We start from the raw sequence: 17273 nt of genomic DNA, 5'->3' as shown, positions 1-17273 counted from the left end.
CTTCGGTCAAAGGCGGGTTCCCGAGGGTTGGCGTTCGGGGGCATGTGAACTGGATTGGGGACGGGGTTCAAGGTGCAAGTCCTCCCCCTGTGGGGGAGGCGGCCGAAGGCCGGTGGGGGGAGTTTTGGGGTCGATCGATCCTGCATATGGCCGAGGTCGTAAAACTCCCCCCACCGTCGGCTTCGCCGACACCTCCCCCACAGGGGGAGGACTGGGCGCTCGCCCCCCCTACAGCATCACCACCGTCATCCCCGCCAACCGCTCATGGTCCGCCACCGCCTCGATGCTGGTGATCCGGCCGTCGGCCACCGCCAGCCGCAGGACCACGAACAGCCGCCCGTCGCGCTCCACCGCCAGGGCCAGGGCGCCGTCGACCAGGGCCGGGCGCGCCGCCTGGGCGCGGCCGACGAAGGTGGCGGCCACGGCGTCGGCGCCGCGCAGTTCCTCCGCCCCGCCGACCCGCACCGCCTGGGCGTCGGAGCGGAACACCACGTCGGGATCGAGCACCGCCAGCAGGGCGGAGAGGTCGCCGCCCCGCGAGGCGGCCAGGAAGGCGTCGACCACCTGCCGCTGGCGGACCTGATCGGTTTGCGCCGAGGTGGTCGCGCCGCGCACCCGGCGACGGGCCCGGCTGGCCAGCTGCCGGGCCGCGCCGGGCGTGCGGCCGACGATGACGGCGATCTCCTCGAACGGCAGGTCGAACAGGTCATGCAGCACGAAGGCCACCCGTTCGGCCGGCGGCAGGGCCTCCAGCACCACGGTCATCGCCAGGCCGATCGAGTCGGCCAGCAGCATCTCGCGCCCCGGGAAGTCGGCGTCATCCTCGTCCACGGCCGGCTCGGGGACCTGAGGGCCCAGGGCGTCCTCCCGTCGCGACCGGCGCGAGCGCAGCATGTCCAGGCAGACGCGAGAGACCACGGTGGTCAGCCAGCCGCCCAGGTTGGCCACGACGGCGGCGTCGGACCGGCTGAGCCGCAGCCAGGCCTCCTGCACCGCGTCGTCGGCCTCGCCGTGCGAGCCCAGCATCCGGTAAGCCACCCGCCGCAGGTGGGCGCGGTTGGCCTCGAACTGGCCGGCCAAAGAATTTTGCTCGCTCACCGTCACACTCCCTCGTCGCGGTCCGTCAGAGGGGTGACGGTCGAAGAACGGCCGATGTGACCAGCAGAGGAAAACAAAGCCATGCAGCAAGCCAGAATGACCAACCCCGCCCTCGTTCTGCCCGACGCCCTGAAGGCCCTGCAAGCCCTGGACGCGGCGACCAAGGCGGCCGGCGTCTCGGTGCGCACCCTGGAGCTGATGCACCTGCGCGCCAGCCAGATCAACGGCTGCGGCGTCTGCGTCGACATGCACCCCAAGCTGGCCCGCAAGGCCGGCGAGACCGACGAGCGGCTGTTCGCGGTCGGCGCCTGGCGCGACACCCCCTATTTCACGCCGGCCGAGCGCGCCGCCCTGGCCCTGACCGAGGCCGTCACCCGCCTCAGCGACCGCGCCGACCCGGTGCCGGACGACATCTGGAACGAGGCGGCCGAGCATTATGACGAGGCGCAGCTGGCGTCGCTGGTGCTGTCGATCGCCTCGATCAACGTCTGGAACCGGCTGAACGTCTCGGTCAAGCAGGTGGCGGGGGCGAGCTGGGGATAGTCCGCGGGCGCGACGGATGCGGACTTCCGCCAAGCGGACATTCCGAAAGCCCGAGAAGGGTGGAAGGTAGACGTCTGAAGCGCCCGCTTCTGATGAAGGCCGTGCGCGCGGAACCCCTCTCTCTTTGAGAGAGGGAGGGGCCCGCCGCCGCAGGCGGTGGGAGGGTGAGAGGTTTCACCGCTGCCGGAAAATCTCGATTCCTTTCGTTGATCGACCCAAGTCTCGCGGCCAGGCTCTGGCCATGGACAAGACCGCCAACGCCCGTCGTCTGCGCCGCAACCAGACCCTGGCCGAGAAGACGCTCTGGACCCTGGTGGTGCGCAATCGCCGCCTGGGCGGGTTCAAGTTCCTGCGGCAGGTGGCGATCGACCGCTATTTCGCCGATTTCGTCTGCGAGGCGGCCAAGGTGATCGTGGAACTGGACGGCCCGACCCACGATGGTCGCGAGGCCTATGACCGTCGTCGCACCGAGATCCTGGAGTTATTTGGATACATCGTGGTGAGGTTCCGCAACGAGCAGGTCCTGGCCGATCCGGGTGGAACAGCGGACGACATCCTGGCGGTGCTCCGGTCGGACAGGGTGTAACCTCTCACCCTCCCACCGCTTCGCGGCGNCGGACGACATCCTGGCGGTGCTCCGGTCGGACAGGGTGTAACCTCTCACCCTCCCACCGCTTCGCGGCGGGCCCCTCCCTCTCTCTAGGAGAGAGGGATCAGGAACGTCCGACTAGGGTCGAACACGACCCATCGCATCGATCCAGCAAGCAGACCTCAGTTCGGCCGCTCCGCCGACACCAGGTCGAAGGCCGCGTCCAGGGTGTCGTCGTTGGGGACGGTCCCCTTCAGCGCGGCGTCGAGCACGCCTTCCAGCGACGACCAGACGAAGGCCAGTTGCTCCAGCACGGCCGGCAGGCGGTCGGCCTCGAAGCCGGGATAGAGGTCCTCGACCAGCCACAGGCCGGTGAAGGCGTCGAAGCCGAAACGGCAGCCGATCAGCCGGAACTGGGCGCGGGCCACGGTCTCGAACAGGGCGTCCAGGCTGCGGGCCTGGTCCAGGTCCTCGGCGTCGAGCACCTGGCACCGGACCTGCAGCCAGTCGCCCTCGGGGAACAGGTAGAAAGCCCCGCCCTCCTCGGCCCCGGAAACCTCCAGGCCGCGATCGATCTCGGCGACGACATAGCCGTGCTCGCGGCAGACGGCGGCGATCTCGTGCAGGCCGACGGGAACGGGGTCATCGGTCATGGCGACCATCCTCCTACCGCACCCTTTCAACCCGTCTTCCCGGCGAAGGCCGGGATCCAGATTCATCCAGGGCGGCTCGTGGGTTTCACCTGGGCCCCGGCCTTCGCCGGGGAAACGGAAGAAGTAGAGACCGCGCGGCGACTACTGGTCTAAGACCGGTAATCCCCGTTGATCGCCACATACTGCTTGGTCAGGTCGCAGGTCCACACCGTGGCCGAGCCCTTGCCGACCCCGACGTCCACGGAGACCTCGAACTCGGCGCGCTTGACGTATTTGCTCATCGCCGCCTCGTCGTATTCGGCCGAGACCAGGCCGTCGCGGGCCGCGTAGAGGTCGCCGAACCGGACGCTCATCTTCTCGCGGTTGACCGGCTCGTCGGCCCGGCCGACGGCCATGACGATGCGGCCCCAGTTGGCGTCCTCGCCGGCGAAGGCGGTCTTGACCAGCGGGCTCTCGGCGATGGTGCGGGCGATCTTGCGGGCCGACAGCGGGCTTTCGGCCCCGTTGACGGTGATCTTGACGAACTTGCTGGCCCCCTCGCCGTCGCGGACCAGTTGCAGGGCCAGGTCCAGCAGCACGGCCTCCAGCTTTTCGCGGAAATCGGCCAGGCGGCGATCGCCCGCCCGGTGGACCTTCGGGGCCGACGACTGGCCGGTGGCGAACAGCAGCAGGGTGTCGTTGGTCGAGCGGTCGCCGTCCACCGTCACGCAGTTGAAGGTGGTGCGGGTGTAGAGCGAGACCAGGGTCTGCAAGGCCGCGGGCGCGATGGCCGCGTCGGTGGCCACGAAGGCCAGCATGGTGGCCATGTCGGGCGCGATCATGCCCGAGCCCTTGGTGATGCCGGCGATCCGCACCTCGTGCCCGTCGATCAGGGCGGTGGCGTAGGCCCCCTTCGGGAAGGTGTCGGTGGTCATGATCGCCGCCGCCGCGCCGGCCCAGGCGTCGGCCGTGAAGCGGGTCTCCACCTCGCGCAGGTTGGAGATGATCTTGCTGTCGTCGAGGATGACGCCGATCACCCCGGTCGAGGCCATCATCACGTCGCGCTGGCGGCAGTCGAAGCGCTTGCCCACGGCGGTGGCCACCCGGCGCACGGCGTCGGCCCCCGGCTTGCCGGTGAAGCTGTTGGCGCAGCCGGCGTTGACCACCAGGGCGCGGACGTCCTCGCCCTTGCTGGCGGCCAGCTGGCGCTTGCACCAGTCGACCGGAGCCGAGCCGACCCCGTGCCGCGTGAACACGCCGGCGCAGCTGGTGCCCTCGGCGAAGCGCATCAGCAGCAGGTCCTCGCGGTCGTGCTTGTAGAAGCCGGCCCGACCGGTGGCGATCTCGACCCCGGCGATCGGCGGGATGGTCGGGAACGGCACGGCCAGGGGCGAGACCGCCAGGCCCGGCTTGCCCGGGGCCGGCGAACTGGCCTTGGCGGCCTGGACCGCCTCCTTCGACGCGGTGGCGGGCGAGAACTGGCCGGCGGCCTTCTCGGCGCGGCGCAGGCCGGCGCGCTTCAGGGCGGCGTTCAGCGGATCGAACGCCCGCTCCAGGGTGTGGCCGACGCTGGCCCCGACCTGGCCGACGATCTCGGCGGGGGTCGGAGACGGCGCGGCCGAAGCCTTGGCGGGAGCGGCTTTCGGGGCGGCCTTGGTCGCTTTCTTCGGGGCGGGAGGCTTCGTCATTTCTTGGCCGGTGTTGGAGCTGGAGCTGGAGCCGGAGCTTGGGGCGCCGACGCCGGGGGCGCGGCCCCCAAGTCAGAAGGCGGGAGGTCGGAGGGCGGGTCGCCGCCGCCGGCCCCACTTGAGCCAGGCGGCGCGGAGGCCGGTTCCTGTGGCGCGCCGGGCACGTCCTGCGGCTTGCCGGTCAGCATCTCGATCTTGGAGCCGCCGCGCAGCTTCTCCAGCAGGTCGCGGACCTGGTCATAGGTCAGGAAGCGGACGATCTGCGGCCGGGCGGCCTCCAGGGTGATCGGCTCCTCCAGGCGCTTGTCCTCGACGCGCAGCACGGCCCAGCCGCCCTCGGTCTGGAACGGGCCGACCAGGGCGCCCTTCTGGGCGTCCTTGAGGGCCACGGCGTAGGCGGCCGGCATGACGTCGACGGTGAAATAGCCCAGGTCGCCGCCGTTGAAACGGGTGGCCGGGTCGGTCGAGCGCTCCATGGCCAGGGCGTCGAACGAGGCGCCGGTCGACAGCAGCTTCTTGATCGCCTCGGCGTCGGCCTGGCTGCCGACCAGGATCTGGCGGGCGCGGATCTCTTCGGAGCGCTTGGACAGCTTCTGCTGCTCGGCATAGAGGCCGCGGATGGCGTTCTCGTTGACCGCCTTCTCGACCACGCTCTCGACCAGCATGTCGCCCAGGATGCGCTCGCGGGCGGCGGCCAGGCGGCGTTGGGCGACGGGGTCCTTGTCCAGCTTCTGCTTCAGGGCCTCGGCGGCCAGCAGCTTCTGGTCGACCACCTCGTCCAGGCGCTGGCGGAACAGGTCCGAGCCGATGTCCAGCGGCTCGCCCTCGCTGATCAGCCCCTGGGCCACGGCCTCGCGCTTGACGTCGGACGCCCAGACGGTGTGGCCGTCGACCTTGGCCACGGCGGTGTCGCCGGGCTCGGGCGGACGCTCGTCGGCCTTGTTGCGGCCGCAGGCGGCGACCAGCAGGCTGAGGACCAGGACGGCCGCCAGGCCATACGCGCGAGGCTTACCAATATTCATCTGTGGCCGATCTCCGGCTAAATCCCGTCCAGCGCTCTAGCGCGGTTTACCGCCAAGAGGAAACAGCTTCGCGATCTCGTCGGAGTTCACGGCGATCTTGCTCGCGCACGGACCCGAAACCCCTCTCTCTTTGAGAGAGGGAGGGGCCCACCGCGAAGCGGTGGGAGGGTGAGAGGTTTCACCGTCTGCCGGAAAACCCCAACGCGTTCCGCCGCCAAGGATTCGGAGTCCTATCCAGATATCCGCCGAACAGCCGCGCGTCATTCGGTGAGAGTGTAACCTCTCACCCTCCCATGGCTTCGCCATGGGCCCCTCCCTCTCTCCAAGAGAGAGGGGTTTCGGGCGCGGAACCGGAAGCGGCGGATAACGACGCCTCAAGCGCCAACTTTCACGCCAATCGCGCCGTTACAGAGCTCACGTCAGCCCGCCTCGCGTTGACACCCGCAGGGCCGGTGCTTAAGTCTCCGCGCGCATGCAAGAAGCGGGTCTAGGCCAGCTTCGACGCCTCGAATTTACCGTAGTGAAGGCCCTCAAGCCTTAGCGCCGGCCTCACAGACACACTCCGGATTCCCTATTCATGCTCGGCTTCGCCAAAAAGCTCTTCGGCTCTTCCAACGACCGCAAGGTCAAGATGATGTCCACGCGCGTGGCCAAGATCAACGCGCTGGAGCCGGAATACGCGGCGCTGTCGGACGAGGCCCTGAAGGCCAAGACCGACGAGTTCAAGGCCCGCCTGGCCAAGGGCGAAAGCCTGGAAGACCTGATGCCCGAGGCCTTCGCCGTGGTGCGCGAGGCCAGCAAGCGCACGCTGGGCATGCGCCACTTCGACGTCCAGATGGTCGGTGGCATGGTCCTGCACAACGGCGGCATCTCCGAGATGCGGACCGGCGAAGGCAAGACCCTGGTGGCCACCCTGCCCACCTACCTCAACGCGCTCGAGGGCAAGGGCGTCCACGTCATCACCGTCAACGACTACCTGGCCAAGCGCGACGCCGAGTGGATGGGCCAGATCCACAACTTCCTGGGCCTGTCCTACGGGGTGATCGTCAACGGCCTGAGCCAGGGCGAGCGCCAGCGCGCCTACCGCAGCGACATCACCTACGGCACCAACAACGAATTCGGCTTCGACTACCTGCGCGACAACCTGGTCTACAGCGTCGAGGAAATGGTCCAGCGCGGCCACCACTACGTCATCGTCGACGAGGTGGACTCGATCCTGATCGACGAGGCCCGCACGCCGCTGATCATCTCGGGCCCGACCGAGGACCGCAGCGAGTTCTACAAGACCATCGACGTCCTGGTGAAGGAACTCATCAAGGACAAGACCAACTACGATCACGACGAGAAGCAGAAGCAGGTCATCCTCACCGAGGACGGCCAGGAGCGCATCGAAGAGATCCTGATGGCGGGCGGCCACCTGGCCGAGGACAGCGCCGGCCTCTACGACGCCGCCAACATCTCGGTCGTGCACCACGTCAACCAGGCCCTGCGCGCCAACGTGCTCTACACGCTCGACAAGGACTACATCGTCAAGGACGCCGAGGTGATCCTGATCGACGAGTTCACCGGCCGCATGATGACCGGCCGCCGCCTGTCGGAAGGCCTGCACCAGGCCATCGAGGCCAAGGAAGGCGCCGACATCCAGCCCGAGAACCAGACCCTGGCCTCGGTGACCATCCAGAACTATTTCCGCCTCTACAAGAAGCTGGCCGGCATGACCGGCACGGCCGCGACCGAGGCCCAGGAGTTCGACGACATCTACAAGATGGGCGTCAGCGAAATCCCGACCAACCGCCCGGTCCTGCGCCTCGACGACGACGACGAGGTCTATCGCACCGAGCGCGAGAAGAACGACTCGATCCTCAAGCAGATCGCCCACTGCCACGCCCACGGCCAGCCGATCCTGGTCGGCACGGTGTCGATCGAGAAGTCCGAGGAGCTGTCCAAGCTGCTGTCGACCTACGACTACAAGGTCGAGATGTCGCGCGCGCCCAAGGCCGCGCACGCCGGCAAGGACGACAAGGAACTGGCCAAGATCGGCGAAGAGGCCTTCGACTTCGTCTACAAGACCGGCAAGGGCATCCCGCACCAGGTGCTGAACGCCCGCTTCCACGAACAGGAAGCCGGCATCGTCGCCGACGCCGGCGTGCCCGGGGCGGTGACCATCGCCACCAACATGGCCGGCCGCGGCACCGACATCCAGCTGGGCGGCAACATGGACATGCGCCTGGCCAACTGGCGCCAGCAGCAGAAGGGCCTGGGGATCACCCCGACCCACGAGGACGAGCTGGCCCAGCGCGCCGAGCTGGAAACCGAGATCGGCGCCGCCAAGGCCCAGGCGCTGGCCGCCGGCGGCCTGTTCGTGCTGGGCACCGAGCGCCACGAAAGCCGCCGCATCGACAACCAGCTGCGCGGCCGCACCGGCCGTCAGGGCGACCCGGGCCGTTCGAAGTTCTTCCTCTCGTGCGAGGACGACCTGCTGCGCATCTTCGCCGGCGAGCGCCTGGACGCGATCATGCGCACCTTCGGCGTCCAGGAAGGCGAGGCGATCACCCACAAGTGGCTGAACAACGCCATCGCCACCGCCCAGAAGCGCGTCGAGCAGCGCAACTACGAGATCCGCAAGAACCTCCTGAAGTACGACGACGTCGTCAACGACCAGCGCAAGGCCGTGTTCGAGCAGCGCCAGGAGTTCATGGAGGCGACCGACCTCTCGGAAATCATCACCGAGATGCGCCACGACGTCGTCGACGACTTCGTGGCCCGCTACATGCCGCCCAAGGCCTATGCCGAGCAGTGGGACATCGAGGGCCTGGACGAGCGCGTCCAGGCGATCCTCGGCTTGACCCTGCCGCTGAAGGAATGGGCCGGCGAGGAAGGCATCGGCGACGAGGAGATGCGCGAGCGCATCAGCAAGGCCGCCGACGCCCACGCCGCCGAGCGCGAGGTGATCATCACCCCCGAGCAGATGCGCTCGGTGGAAAAGAGCTTCCTGCTGCAGATGATCGATCTGCAGTGGCGCGAGCACCTGATGCACCTGGACCACCTGCGCAACGTCATCGGCCTGCGCGGCTACGGCCAGCGCGACCCGCTCAACGAGTACAAGACCGAGGCCTTCTCGCTGTTCGAGAAGCTGCTGGGCGACCTGCGCACCAACACCACCCGCTGGCTGATGACGGTCGAGATCGCCTATGCCGAGCCCGAGCCGCTGCACACGCCCGAGGGCCTGGTCGAGGTCCACCTCGACCCGCTGACCGGCGAGAACATCGCCGTGGCCGGCGCCCTGCCCGAGGGCCTGTCGCCGGAACAGCGCGAAGCCCTGCCGGTCTCGGTCCTGCCCGAAGGCTGGGAAAACACCGCCCGCAACGGCGCCTGCCCCTGCGGCTCGGGCAAGAAGTTCAAGCACTGCCACGGGGCGCTGGTTTAAGCCCCGAGCGTCTGAAGATCGAAACGCCCGCCCCGGGAGACCAGGGCGGGCGTTTTCGTCTGTTTACCTGTCCCTCCCCCTCGTGGGTGTTTGGACCGGAGACATCCGTGACAGGTGTGCGGAGACATCCGTGACACTTTTCCGATCTCGCAAGGGAGGTCGGAGATGCCGTTCACAGGGGTCTCTGCACACCTGTCACGGATGTCTCCGGTCCAAACAGTGGGGAGGGTGGCCCCGAAGGGGTCGGGTGGGGTTTGATGACTCAGCGGGGCGGCGCTGCCCCACCCACCAGCTTCGCTGGTCCCCCCTCCCCACAAGGGGGAGGGAGAAGAACCTTTAGGCCGTCAAAGCCGCGCGCAGCGCCTGGACCTGCCGGTTGAGCGCGTCCAGCTGCTCCAGGGTCATGGCCGATTTGGCGACCAGGGTCTCGCCCAGGCAGTCGCACTGGTCCAACAACGCGCGCCCCGCCTCGGTGAGGCTGACCTGAACCTGGCGCTCGTCCACCGTGCTGCGCTGGCGGACGACCAGGCCGGCCTGCTCCAGGCGCTTCACCAGCGGGGTGATCGTGCTCGACTCCAGCGCCAGCCGGTGGGCGATCGCGCCGACGGTCGCGCCGCCGTTCTCGTCCTTGGCCTCGCCCAGCACGCTGAGCACCAGGTACTGCGGATAGGTGATCCCCATCGCGTCCAGCATCGGCTTGTAGGTGCGGGTGATGGCCATGCTGGTGGCGTACAGCGTGAAGCAGATCTGGTTGTCCAGCGGGATAGGCACGGCGGCGGTCCTCGTGGGCGAAACGCCCTCGTTCATTTCATACCACGAAAAATGATATCACGATAAAGATTCTGCTGGACAGGGCGCCAAAGACGCCTTAGCCATATTGATATCGCGATAACAAATATCGCAATATCAATCAAAGGGACGTCAGATGAGCCAGCCGAACACCCAAGCCTCGCGTCGCGGCGTGATGACCGCCAGCCTGGGCCTCGCCGCCGCAGCGGCCGCCCTGCCCTTCGCCGCCGCCCAGGCCGCTGCCGTGTCGAAGACTGACGCCAAGTCCACCACCGGCAGCGGCTTCTTCACCACCCGGGACGGCGTCCAGATCTTCTACAAGGACTGGGGCCCCAAGACCGCCCAGCCCGTCGTCTTCCATCACGGCTGGCCGCTGAGCGCCGACGACTGGGACGCCCAGATGCTGTTCTTCCTGGCCCAGGGCTATCGTGTCATCGCCCATGACCGCCGCGGTCACGGCCGTTCGACCCAGACCGACACCGGCAACGAGATGGACACCTACGCCGCCGACGTCATCGCCCTGGCCGCCCATCTGGACCTGAAGAACGCCATCCACGTCGGCCACTCGACCGGCGGCGGCGAGGTCGCCCGCTATGTGGCCCGCGCCGAGCCCGGCCGGGTTTCCAAGGCCGTGCTGATCGGGGCCGTGCCGCCGATCATGCTGAAGACCCCCGCCAATCCCGGCGGCCTGCCGATCGAGGTGTTCGACGGCTTCCGCACGGCCCTGGCCGCCAACCGCGCCCAGTTCTTCCGCGACGTGCCGGCCGGCCCGTTCTTCGGCTTCAACCGTCCGGGCGCCAAGGTCAGCCAGGGCCTGATCGACAACTGGTGGCGCCAGGGGATGATGGGCGGCGCCAAGGCCCATTACGACTGCATCACCGCCTTCTCGGAAACCGACTTCACGCCCGACCTGAAGGCCATCGACGTGCCGGTGCTGGTCATGCATGGCGACGACGACCAGATCGTGCCGATCGCCGACTCCGCGCTGCTGGCGGTCAAGCTGCTGCGGAAGGGCCAGCTGAAGGTCTATCCGGGTCTGCCCCACGGCATGGCCACCACCCACGCCGAGATCATCAACAAGGACCTGCTGGCCTTCTTCAAGGCCTAGGGTTTCGGCCACATTGGAGGACGCCCGCCATGGGAGACCATGGCGGGCGTTTTCATCCGTTTTTGATCCGCTCATCCCGGCGAATGCCGGGACCCAGATCCCAAGGCCGTGAGGCTGATTGGAAGCACGCCCCGCTCATGGAGCGCACCTCTGAGCCATTCCATCTGGGTCCCGGCATTCGCCGGGATGAGCGGTTCTAGTTGGCTCTGGGGGAAGCCCCCTCGCTGCGCCCCGCCACCCAGGCCGCGCCCAGCAGCACCACCGCAGCCACCATCCCCGACGTCCGCAGCCCCGCCGCGATCGCCTCGGGCCCGCCGGCCGCCAGCGCGCCCATCAGCGCCACCCCGATCGCCCCGCCCGCTTGACGGCAAGCGTTGAGCACGCCCGAGGCCGTGCCCGACCAATGGCGGTCGACGCTGGCCAGCAGGGCGCTGGTCATGGCCGGCACCGCCGTGCCCATGCCGGCCGGGATCAGCAGGAAGCCGGGGACCATCATCCAGTAGGAACTGTCGGCGCTCAATCGGCTGGTCAGGGCGTAGCCGGCCGCCGCCACCAGCACCCCGCCGGCCATGGTCCGCGCCGAGCCGAAGCGGTGGGCGAGACGGCCGCTCAGCAGGTTGGAGACGATGAAGGTCGCCGTCAGCGGCAGGAAGGCCAGGCCCGCCTGGACCACGTCATAGCCGGCCGAACGCTGCAGGAAGAGGCCGAGCACGAAGATCACCCCGTAATAGGTGAAGTTCACCGACACCCCGATCACCATCGCCGACCAGACCATCCGGTTGCGGAACACCTCGAGCGGCACGGCCGGATGCCGGCTGCGCGCCTCGACCGCCAGGAAGGCCGCCGTGGCCAGCACCCCGCCCAGCAGCACCGTCAGGACCAGCGGGTCGCTCCAGCCGCGATGGCCGCCCTCGATCACCGCCCCGACCAGGCCGGCCAGGGCCACGAAGGCCAGGGCCTGGCCGGGCAGGTCCAGCGGCCGCTTCTCGCGCGGCGGAACCTCGGGCACGAACGCCAACGTCAGGGCCGCGCCGATCAGGCAGAGCGGCAGGTTGACCAGGAACACCCAGCGCCAGCCGAGCGCGCCGATCAGCAGGCCGCCGATCACCGGTCCGGCGGCGATCGACACCCCGCCGGCCGCCGTCCACCAGCCGACCGCCCAGGCCCGCGCCTTGTCGTCGCCGGCCGCCGCGTGGGTGATCAGGGCCAGGGACGGCGGCACCAGCAGCGCCGCGGCCGCCCCCTGCACCGCCCGCCCCAGGATCAGCCCCGCGGCGCTCTGGGCCAGGCCGCAGGCGGCCGAGGAGACCGCGAACAGGACCAGCCCCGCCAGGAAGGCCCTGCGCGGCCCGAAGCGGTCTCCCAGCGCCCCGGCCGACAGCAGCAGCGCCGCCAGCAGCAGGGTGTAGGCGTCGACCACCCATTGCAGGCTGGCCGTCGGGGCGTTGAACTCGCGGCCGATGGCGTCGAGGGCCACGTTGACGATGGTGACGTCCAGCTGGACGATGGTGAAGCCGAAACTGGCGGCGACAAGGATCAGCGGAAGGTTGGCGATTCGGGACGTGGTCATGGGGCGATCTTCGCCCGAGGCGGCCGAGGATGTTACATCGAAGGCTGAAGCATCGTCGCTCAGCACGCCCTATCTTGTCGCCTAGCCATCGTCCGTCTTCCCGGCGAAGGCCGGGATCCAGATTCACCAGGAGCTGCTCGTGGGTTTCACCTGGGCCCCGGTCTTCGCCGGGGGAAACGGAATTTTTGAAAGCCGGGTCAAAGCCATGGAACCCAACATCGCCTCCCCCGCCGCCCTGATCGGCGACCCCGGCCGGGCGGCCATGCTGCAGCTGCTGATGGACGGCCGCGCCCACCCCGCCGGCGCCCTGGCCTGGGCCGCCGGGCTGACCGCCCAGGCCGCCAGCAACCACCTGGCGCGGCTGGTCGATGGCGGCCTGGTGACGGTCGAACGCGAGGGCCGCCACCGCTACTACCGCCTGGCCAACGCCGAGGTCGCCCACGCCCTGGAGGCCCTGGCCGTGCTGGCCGCCCCGGTCCGCTCGCTGGAACAGCCCCGCTCGCCCAAGGCCCGCGCCCTGCGCGACGGCCGCTGCTGCTACGGCCATCTGGCCGGACGGCTGGGGATCGCGGTGGCCGACGGCCTGGTGGACCGCGGCCTGATCGTCCCGGCCGACGACAAGCTCTACGCCGTCACGGCGTCGGGCCGCGCCTGGTTCGAGGACCTGGGCCTGGATCTCGCCAGCCTGCGCTCCAAGCGCGGCGCGGCCCGCCAGTGCCTGGACTGGACCGAACGCCGCCACCACCTGGCCGGCCCGCTGGGCGTGGCCCTGCTGTCGCGGATGGCGGACCTGGCCTGGATCGACGCCGACAAGGCGAGCCGGGCTGTGCGGTTGACCGCCCTGGGACGGCAGGAGCTGCTGGCGCGGCTGGGCGTCGACCTGGAGGCGGTGGAGGGACGCGAGGCGGCTTAGGGGGTGAGACCCCTTCCCTCCTCCTTGCGGGGAGGGTGGCGGCGAAGCCGACGGGTGGGGGTCCGGTGCAGGGCCTTTTGAGTCAGCAAGCCCCACCCGACCCCTTCGGGGCCACCCTCCCCGCAAGGGGGAGGGAAAGCGCTCAAAGCTTGGGCGCACCGCCGATTCCTGGCTCCGTCATAAAAGTGTCCCAAGCCAAGACGCTCGCCAAGGTTGATGGTCCGCACATCAACGGAGCGACCGCCATGCCCGACTTCCAACTCGCCCTGGCCCCCAGCCAGCTGTCCCAGACCATCAACCCCTGGTCCTGGACCATGGGCAATGTCAGCCTGTTCACCGTCAACCTGGGCAAGTCGGGCGCGCCCGGCGTCGAGGCGCGGATCCTGGACGAGGTCGGCAGCTACGGCCGCCAGCTGGGCCGGATCGGCGAGGCCCTGGCGGTGATCGTCGATTGGGCCCAGGCCCAGGGCATGCCCGGCCACCCGGCCATCGCGGCGCTGAAGCTGCAGCTCGAGCATGTCGACGTGATCCGCCGGGAGGAGACGGCCGCCGCGCCTCCGGCGCCGGCGCCTTGATCAGCCCGCCCGGTCGGCCTTGGCCTGCTTGCTCAGCCAGTTCCCACCCCGGAAACCGGCGTAGAACAGCGCGATCGCCACGAGGTTCACCACCACCGACAACACTTCCCGCCACAGCGGGATCTGCATATCGGCCACTGTCGGATTGCCGTTGATCTTCCCCAGGCCGAGCATCAGCAGGCCGTAGAGGGTGAGCAGCCCGAGGATCAGCGGAATGAGCCTGGTCAGCTTGCGCCATTGCACCACGCCGAGCACCGCGATGCCCAGGGCGAACAGCAGGCTCATGGCGGCGGACATATAGACCAGGGCGGGCGTCATCATCACCGCGCTCGCCCGCGCGATCTCGGAACCTTGGCCGTACATGGCCTCGGCGACGTGGCGCAGCTTGGCGGCGTAGCTCTCGGCGGTGAAGATCACGATCAGCCCGCCTATCGCGCCCGAGGCGGCGAGCAGAAACGCGCCGAGCGCCCCGGCCCGCGCGGCCGTCGTGGCGTCGGCGACGTTGTCCAGCGGGGTGGTCGGATTGATCACGCGAAGATAGTCGGCCACGAAGCGCCCCTTTATGCAGTCGAGAACCATCGTTGGTTGCAGCGAGGGGGTCAATGGCGACGCTTGGGAAGCGCGCCCGCCCCAAACGCCCTTCCCTCCCCCTTGTGGGGAGGGTGGCCCCGAAGGGGTCGGGTGGGGGATCGGTGCAGAGAGCTCAGTGCGGCGGCGACCCCACCCGTCGGCTTCGCCGCCACCCTCCCCGTACAGGGGAGGGGAAGGCAAGATACTAAGCCGCCTCGACCCCGAACTGCAGCCGCGCCAGCTTCGCGTAGAGCCCGCCCTGGGCCGACAGCTCCGCGTGGGTGCCCTGCTCGACCACCCGGCCATCCTCCATGACCACGATGCGGTCGGCCTTGAGCACCGTCGCCAGCCGATGCGCGATCACCAGCGTCGTCCGACCCGACATCGCGTCGTGCAGGGCCTTCTGCACCAGGCGCTCGTTCTCGGCGTCCAGGGCGCTGGTGGCTTCGTCGAGCAGCAGGATCGGGGCCTGGCGGACCAGGGCCCGGGCGATGGCCAGGCGCTGGCGCTGGCCGCCCGACAGGGTCTTGGCGCGCTCGCCGACCGGGGTGTCGAAGCCCTGCGGCAGGGCCTCCAGGAAGCCGGTGGCCTGGGCGGCGGCGGCGGCGATCCTCGCCTGCGCCTCCGTCGCGTCCTCGCGGCCGAAGCGGATGTTGTCCAGCGCCGAGCCGGAGAACAGCGGCGAGTCCTGGGCCACCAGGGCCATGCGGGCCCGCACGTCGGCCGGGTCGGCCTCGCGCAGATCGACGCCGTCCAGGCGGATCGTCCCGACCTGCGGGTCGTAGAAGCGCAGCAGCAGGCGCAGGACGGTGCTCTTGCCCGCCCCCGAGGGGCCGACCAGGGCCACGGTCTCGCCGGGCCTGACGGCCAGGTCAAAGCCGCGCAGGGCCGGCAGATCCGGACGCCCCGGATAGGCGAAGGTGACGTTCTCGAAGGCGATCGCCCCCCGGGCCGGAACCGGCAGGACCTGGGGCCTTTCCGGCGCGGCGATGGCCGGGTCGGAATTGAGCAGCTCGGAGATCCGCTCCATGGCGCCCGCCGCCTTCTGCACGTCGCCCCAGACCTCGCCCAGGGCCCCGACCGAGCCGGCGGAGAAGATCGCCAGCAGGGCGAACTGGGCCAGGGTGCCCGGCGTCATCTCGCCCGACAGCACCAGGTGCGCGCCGACCCACAGCAGCAGGGTGACGCCGCCGAACGCCAGGGCCATGACCACGGCGGTCATCGCGGCCCGGGCGTTGATGCGCTTGACCGAGGCCTTGTAGGCCGTCTCGACGGCGCCGCCGAACCGGGCGTCGGCCGCGCCCTCGCGCCCGAAGGCCTGGACGGTGTCCAGGGCGTCCAGGCTCTCGCCGGCATAGCCGACCGCGTCGGCGAACTTGTCCTGGGCGCTGACCGACAGCTTGCGGACATTGCGACCCAGCAGGAAGATCGGCGCCAGGATCACCGGCACCATCAGCACGATGAAGCCCGCCAATTTCGGACTGACGAAGGCCATGTAGCCCAGCCCGCCGATCAGGCTCAGGGTGTTGCGCAGGGCGACCGAGACGCTGGTTCCCACCAATTGCTCGATGATGGTGATGTCGGTCGTCATCCGCGACAGCACCTCGCCGGTGCGGGTCTTGAGGAAAAAGGCCGGATCCAGCTTCAGGGTGTGCGCATAGAGCGCCCGGCGCAGGTCGGCGACCACGCGCTCGCCCAGGCGGGTGACGAAGAAGAACCTCAGGGCCGTGGCCACGGCCAGCAGCAGGGCCACCGCGCCCAGGCCGATGAAAGCGCCGTTGATCGCTTGGTCCGAACCCTTGGTGAAGCCCTTGTCGATCACCGCCTTGAACGCGCCCGTCAGGCCCAGGGTGGCCCCGGTCGAGAACAGCAGGAAGAAGGCGGCGGCCAGGGCGTCGCCGACGTGGCGGCGCACGAACGGCAGCAGATGGGCCAGCGGCCGGATGTCCTTGCGACGGGGACGACGATTGGCCGCTTCGGCCAGATTCTGCACCAGCTCCGCGCCCGCGCTCGGCCTGCCTTCGGCCGAAATGTCGCCCGCGTTCACGTCACTCATCAACTGTCCCTTGCCAAATTCGCGCGCTTTCTTTATAGCCGCGCGTCTCCGAGAGCCACCCGCAAGGATGGCCCCCGCCCACATTCACGCCGCCTCAAGTCGGTTGGATCGCCCGATGAAACAAGACATTCACCCCGACTATCACTTCATCACCGTCACCCTGACCGACGGGACGAACTATCAGACCCGTTCGACCTACGGGAAAGAAGGCGCGACGCTGGCGCTGGACGTCGATCCGCGCGTCCACCCGGCGTGGACCGGCGGCAACGGCCAGATGCTGGACCGCGGCGGCCGCGTTTCGCGCTTCAACGCGAAGTTCGCCGGCTTCACCGCCAAGAAGTAGGCGTTTCACGCTTCTCGCCGTAAGGGCGACGAAAGGCCGGTCCCGCGTTCGCGGGCCGGCCTTTTCTGTTTCTGGTCATGGCATGAGCGCCTGCGGAAAACCCTCTCCCGGAGGGGAGAGGGAGGGGCCCACCGCGTTAGCGGTGGGAGGGTGAGGGGTGACGACGCCCGACGGATCGCACGGTCTCCCTCACCAAATCGGGACTGAGTCAAAATTGGACAGGGTGTAACCCCTCACCCTCCCACGCTTCGCGCGGGCCCCTGTCCAGCGGATAGAGAGGTGACGATTTAGCCCGGTTGGATGGGTGACAGTTTTTGGCCTCTGTGGTCGAGGAGCCCGATGGGTTCCTG

Annotated in this window: 15 protein-coding genes; 7 read left to right on the top strand and 8 right to left on the bottom strand. The window is 69.1% G+C overall.

Going from position 1 to position 17273, the window contains the following annotated elements; genetic code table 11:
• Window positions 1-228: 228 nt before the first annotated feature.
• Window positions 229-1098 (bottom strand): sigma-70 family RNA polymerase sigma factor, encoded by an 870-nt coding sequence (locus tag ASD79_RS05935; RefSeq protein ID WP_056720218.1) that lies wholly within the window; start codon window positions 1096-1098, stop codon window positions 229-231.
• An 81-nt stretch (window positions 1099-1179) separates the two neighbouring features.
• Here ASD79_RS05935 and ASD79_RS05930 point away from each other — a divergent pair, with 81 nt between their 5' ends.
• Both ASD79_RS05930 and ASD79_RS05925 read left to right on the top strand, forming a co-directional pair.
• Window positions 1180-1641 carry a carboxymuconolactone decarboxylase family protein gene (locus ASD79_RS05930; protein ID WP_056720122.1) on the top strand — a complete coding sequence of 154 codons (462 nt, stop codon included), beginning with the start codon at window positions 1180-1182 and terminating at the stop codon, window positions 1639-1641.
• Window positions 1642-1882: 241 nt separating this feature from the next.
• On the top strand, window positions 1883-2227 hold the full coding sequence (locus ASD79_RS05925) for an endonuclease domain-containing protein (RefSeq protein ID WP_056720121.1): 345 nt from the start codon (window positions 1883-1885) through the stop codon (window positions 2225-2227).
• A 185-nt stretch (window positions 2228-2412) separates the two neighbouring features.
• Here ASD79_RS05925 and ASD79_RS05920 read toward each other — a convergent pair whose 3' ends face one another.
• The 3 genes from ASD79_RS05920 to ASD79_RS05910 form a co-directional block, all read right to left on the bottom strand.
• Window positions 2413-2883: a hypothetical protein gene (locus ASD79_RS05920; protein ID WP_056720217.1), complete on the bottom strand. Its 471-nt coding sequence runs from the start codon at window positions 2881-2883 to the stop codon at window positions 2413-2415.
• Window positions 2884-3032: 149 nt separating this feature from the next.
• A complete protein-coding gene (gene argJ, locus ASD79_RS05915) occupies window positions 3033-4550 on the bottom strand; it encodes a bifunctional glutamate N-acetyltransferase/amino-acid acetyltransferase ArgJ (RefSeq protein WP_082584825.1) in 1518 nt (505 codons plus the stop codon).
• A complete protein-coding gene (locus ASD79_RS05910) occupies window positions 4547-5572 on the bottom strand; it encodes a peptidylprolyl isomerase (protein ID WP_056720120.1) in 1026 nt (341 codons plus the stop codon). Before ASD79_RS05910 ends, argJ begins: the two co-directional genes overlap by 4 nt.
• 577 nt (window positions 5573-6149) lie before the next feature.
• Between ASD79_RS05910 and secA the strand changes: the two genes are divergently transcribed.
• Window positions 6150-8999 (top strand): preprotein translocase subunit SecA, encoded by a 2850-nt coding sequence (gene secA / locus ASD79_RS05905; RefSeq protein WP_056720119.1) that lies wholly within the window; start codon window positions 6150-6152, stop codon window positions 8997-8999.
• A gap of 336 nt (window positions 9000-9335) precedes the next feature.
• Here the strand turns inward: secA and ASD79_RS05900 are convergent, their stop codons facing one another.
• Window positions 9336-9770, bottom strand: a complete 435-nt coding sequence (locus ASD79_RS05900) for a MarR family winged helix-turn-helix transcriptional regulator (RefSeq protein WP_056720215.1) — start codon at window positions 9768-9770, stop codon at window positions 9336-9338.
• A 154-nt stretch (window positions 9771-9924) separates the two neighbouring features.
• Here ASD79_RS05900 and ASD79_RS05895 point away from each other — a divergent pair, with 154 nt between their 5' ends.
• Window positions 9925-10896, top strand: a complete 972-nt coding sequence (locus tag ASD79_RS05895; protein ID WP_056720118.1) for an alpha/beta fold hydrolase — start codon at window positions 9925-9927, stop codon at window positions 10894-10896.
• A gap of 196 nt (window positions 10897-11092) precedes the next feature.
• Here ASD79_RS05895 and ASD79_RS05890 read toward each other — a convergent pair whose 3' ends face one another.
• A complete protein-coding gene (locus tag ASD79_RS05890; protein WP_056720117.1) occupies window positions 11093-12466 on the bottom strand; it encodes an MFS transporter in 1374 nt (457 codons plus the stop codon).
• A gap of 205 nt (window positions 12467-12671) precedes the next feature.
• On the opposite strand from ASD79_RS05890, the gene ASD79_RS05885 reads away from it, so the two are divergent.
• Window positions 12672-13379 carry a helix-turn-helix transcriptional regulator gene (locus tag ASD79_RS05885; protein WP_056720116.1) on the top strand — a complete coding sequence of 236 codons (708 nt, stop codon included), beginning with the start codon at window positions 12672-12674 and terminating at the stop codon, window positions 13377-13379.
• A 245-nt stretch (window positions 13380-13624) separates the two neighbouring features.
• A complete protein-coding gene (locus ASD79_RS05880) occupies window positions 13625-13954 on the top strand; it encodes a hypothetical protein (RefSeq protein WP_056720214.1) in 330 nt (109 codons plus the stop codon).
• On the opposite strand, the gene ASD79_RS05875 is transcribed toward ASD79_RS05880, so the two are convergent.
• Window positions 13955-14503 carry a hypothetical protein gene (locus ASD79_RS05875; RefSeq protein ID WP_156400390.1) on the bottom strand — a complete coding sequence of 183 codons (549 nt, stop codon included), beginning with the start codon at window positions 14501-14503 and terminating at the stop codon, window positions 13955-13957.
• Window positions 14504-14729: 226 nt separating this feature from the next.
• Complete coding sequence (locus tag ASD79_RS05870) at window positions 14730-16583, bottom strand: ABC transporter transmembrane domain-containing protein (protein WP_162252338.1); 1854 nt, start codon at window positions 16581-16583, stop codon at window positions 14730-14732.
• A 112-nt stretch (window positions 16584-16695) separates the two neighbouring features.
• Between ASD79_RS05870 and rpmE the strand changes: the two genes are divergently transcribed.
• Entirely contained in the window at window positions 16696-16923 is a 228-nt protein-coding gene (rpmE, locus tag ASD79_RS05865) for a 50S ribosomal protein L31 (RefSeq protein WP_056720113.1), read from the top strand.
• Window positions 16924-17273 lie beyond the last annotated feature (350 nt).

This window comes from Caulobacter sp. Root655, from assembly GCF_001427665.1.
Classification (GTDB): domain Bacteria; phylum Pseudomonadota; class Alphaproteobacteria; order Caulobacterales; family Caulobacteraceae; genus Caulobacter.
Note: the sequence above shows the minus strand (reverse complement) of the source record. Positions and strands in the feature narration are given on the sequence as shown.

What these genes read in the sequence shown, in the direction of transcription:
- rpmE (WP_056720113.1), top strand. Translation starts at nt 16,696, where the DNA reads ATGAAACAAGACATTCACCCCGACTATCACTTCATCACCGTCACCCTG.
- ASD79_RS05880 (WP_056720214.1), top strand. Translation starts at nt 13,625, where the DNA reads ATGCCCGACTTCCAACTCGCCCTGGCCCCCAGCCAGCTGTCCCAGACC.
- ASD79_RS05910 (WP_056720120.1), bottom strand. Translation starts at nt 5,572, where the DNA reads ATGAATATTGGTAAGCCTCGCGCGTATGGCCTGGCGGCCGTCCTGGTC.
- ASD79_RS05925 (WP_056720121.1), top strand. Translation starts at nt 1,883, where the DNA reads ATGGACAAGACCGCCAACGCCCGTCGTCTGCGCCGCAACCAGACCCTG.
- secA (WP_056720119.1), top strand. Translation starts at nt 6,150, where the DNA reads ATGCTCGGCTTCGCCAAAAAGCTCTTCGGCTCTTCCAACGACCGCAAG.
- ASD79_RS05895 (WP_056720118.1), top strand. Translation starts at nt 9,925, where the DNA reads ATGAGCCAGCCGAACACCCAAGCCTCGCGTCGCGGCGTGATGACCGCC.
- argJ (WP_082584825.1), bottom strand. Translation starts at nt 4,550, where the DNA reads ATGACGAAGCCTCCCGCCCCGAAGAAAGCGACCAAGGCCGCCCCGAAA.
- ASD79_RS05885 (WP_056720116.1), top strand. Translation starts at nt 12,672, where the DNA reads ATGGAACCCAACATCGCCTCCCCCGCCGCCCTGATCGGCGACCCCGGC.
- ASD79_RS05920 (WP_056720217.1), bottom strand. Translation starts at nt 2,883, where the DNA reads ATGACCGATGACCCCGTTCCCGTCGGCCTGCACGAGATCGCCGCCGTC.
- ASD79_RS05930 (WP_056720122.1), top strand. Translation starts at nt 1,180, where the DNA reads ATGCAGCAAGCCAGAATGACCAACCCCGCCCTCGTTCTGCCCGACGCC.
- ASD79_RS05890 (WP_056720117.1), bottom strand. Translation starts at nt 12,466, where the DNA reads ATGACCACGTCCCGAATCGCCAACCTTCCGCTGATCCTTGTCGCCGCC.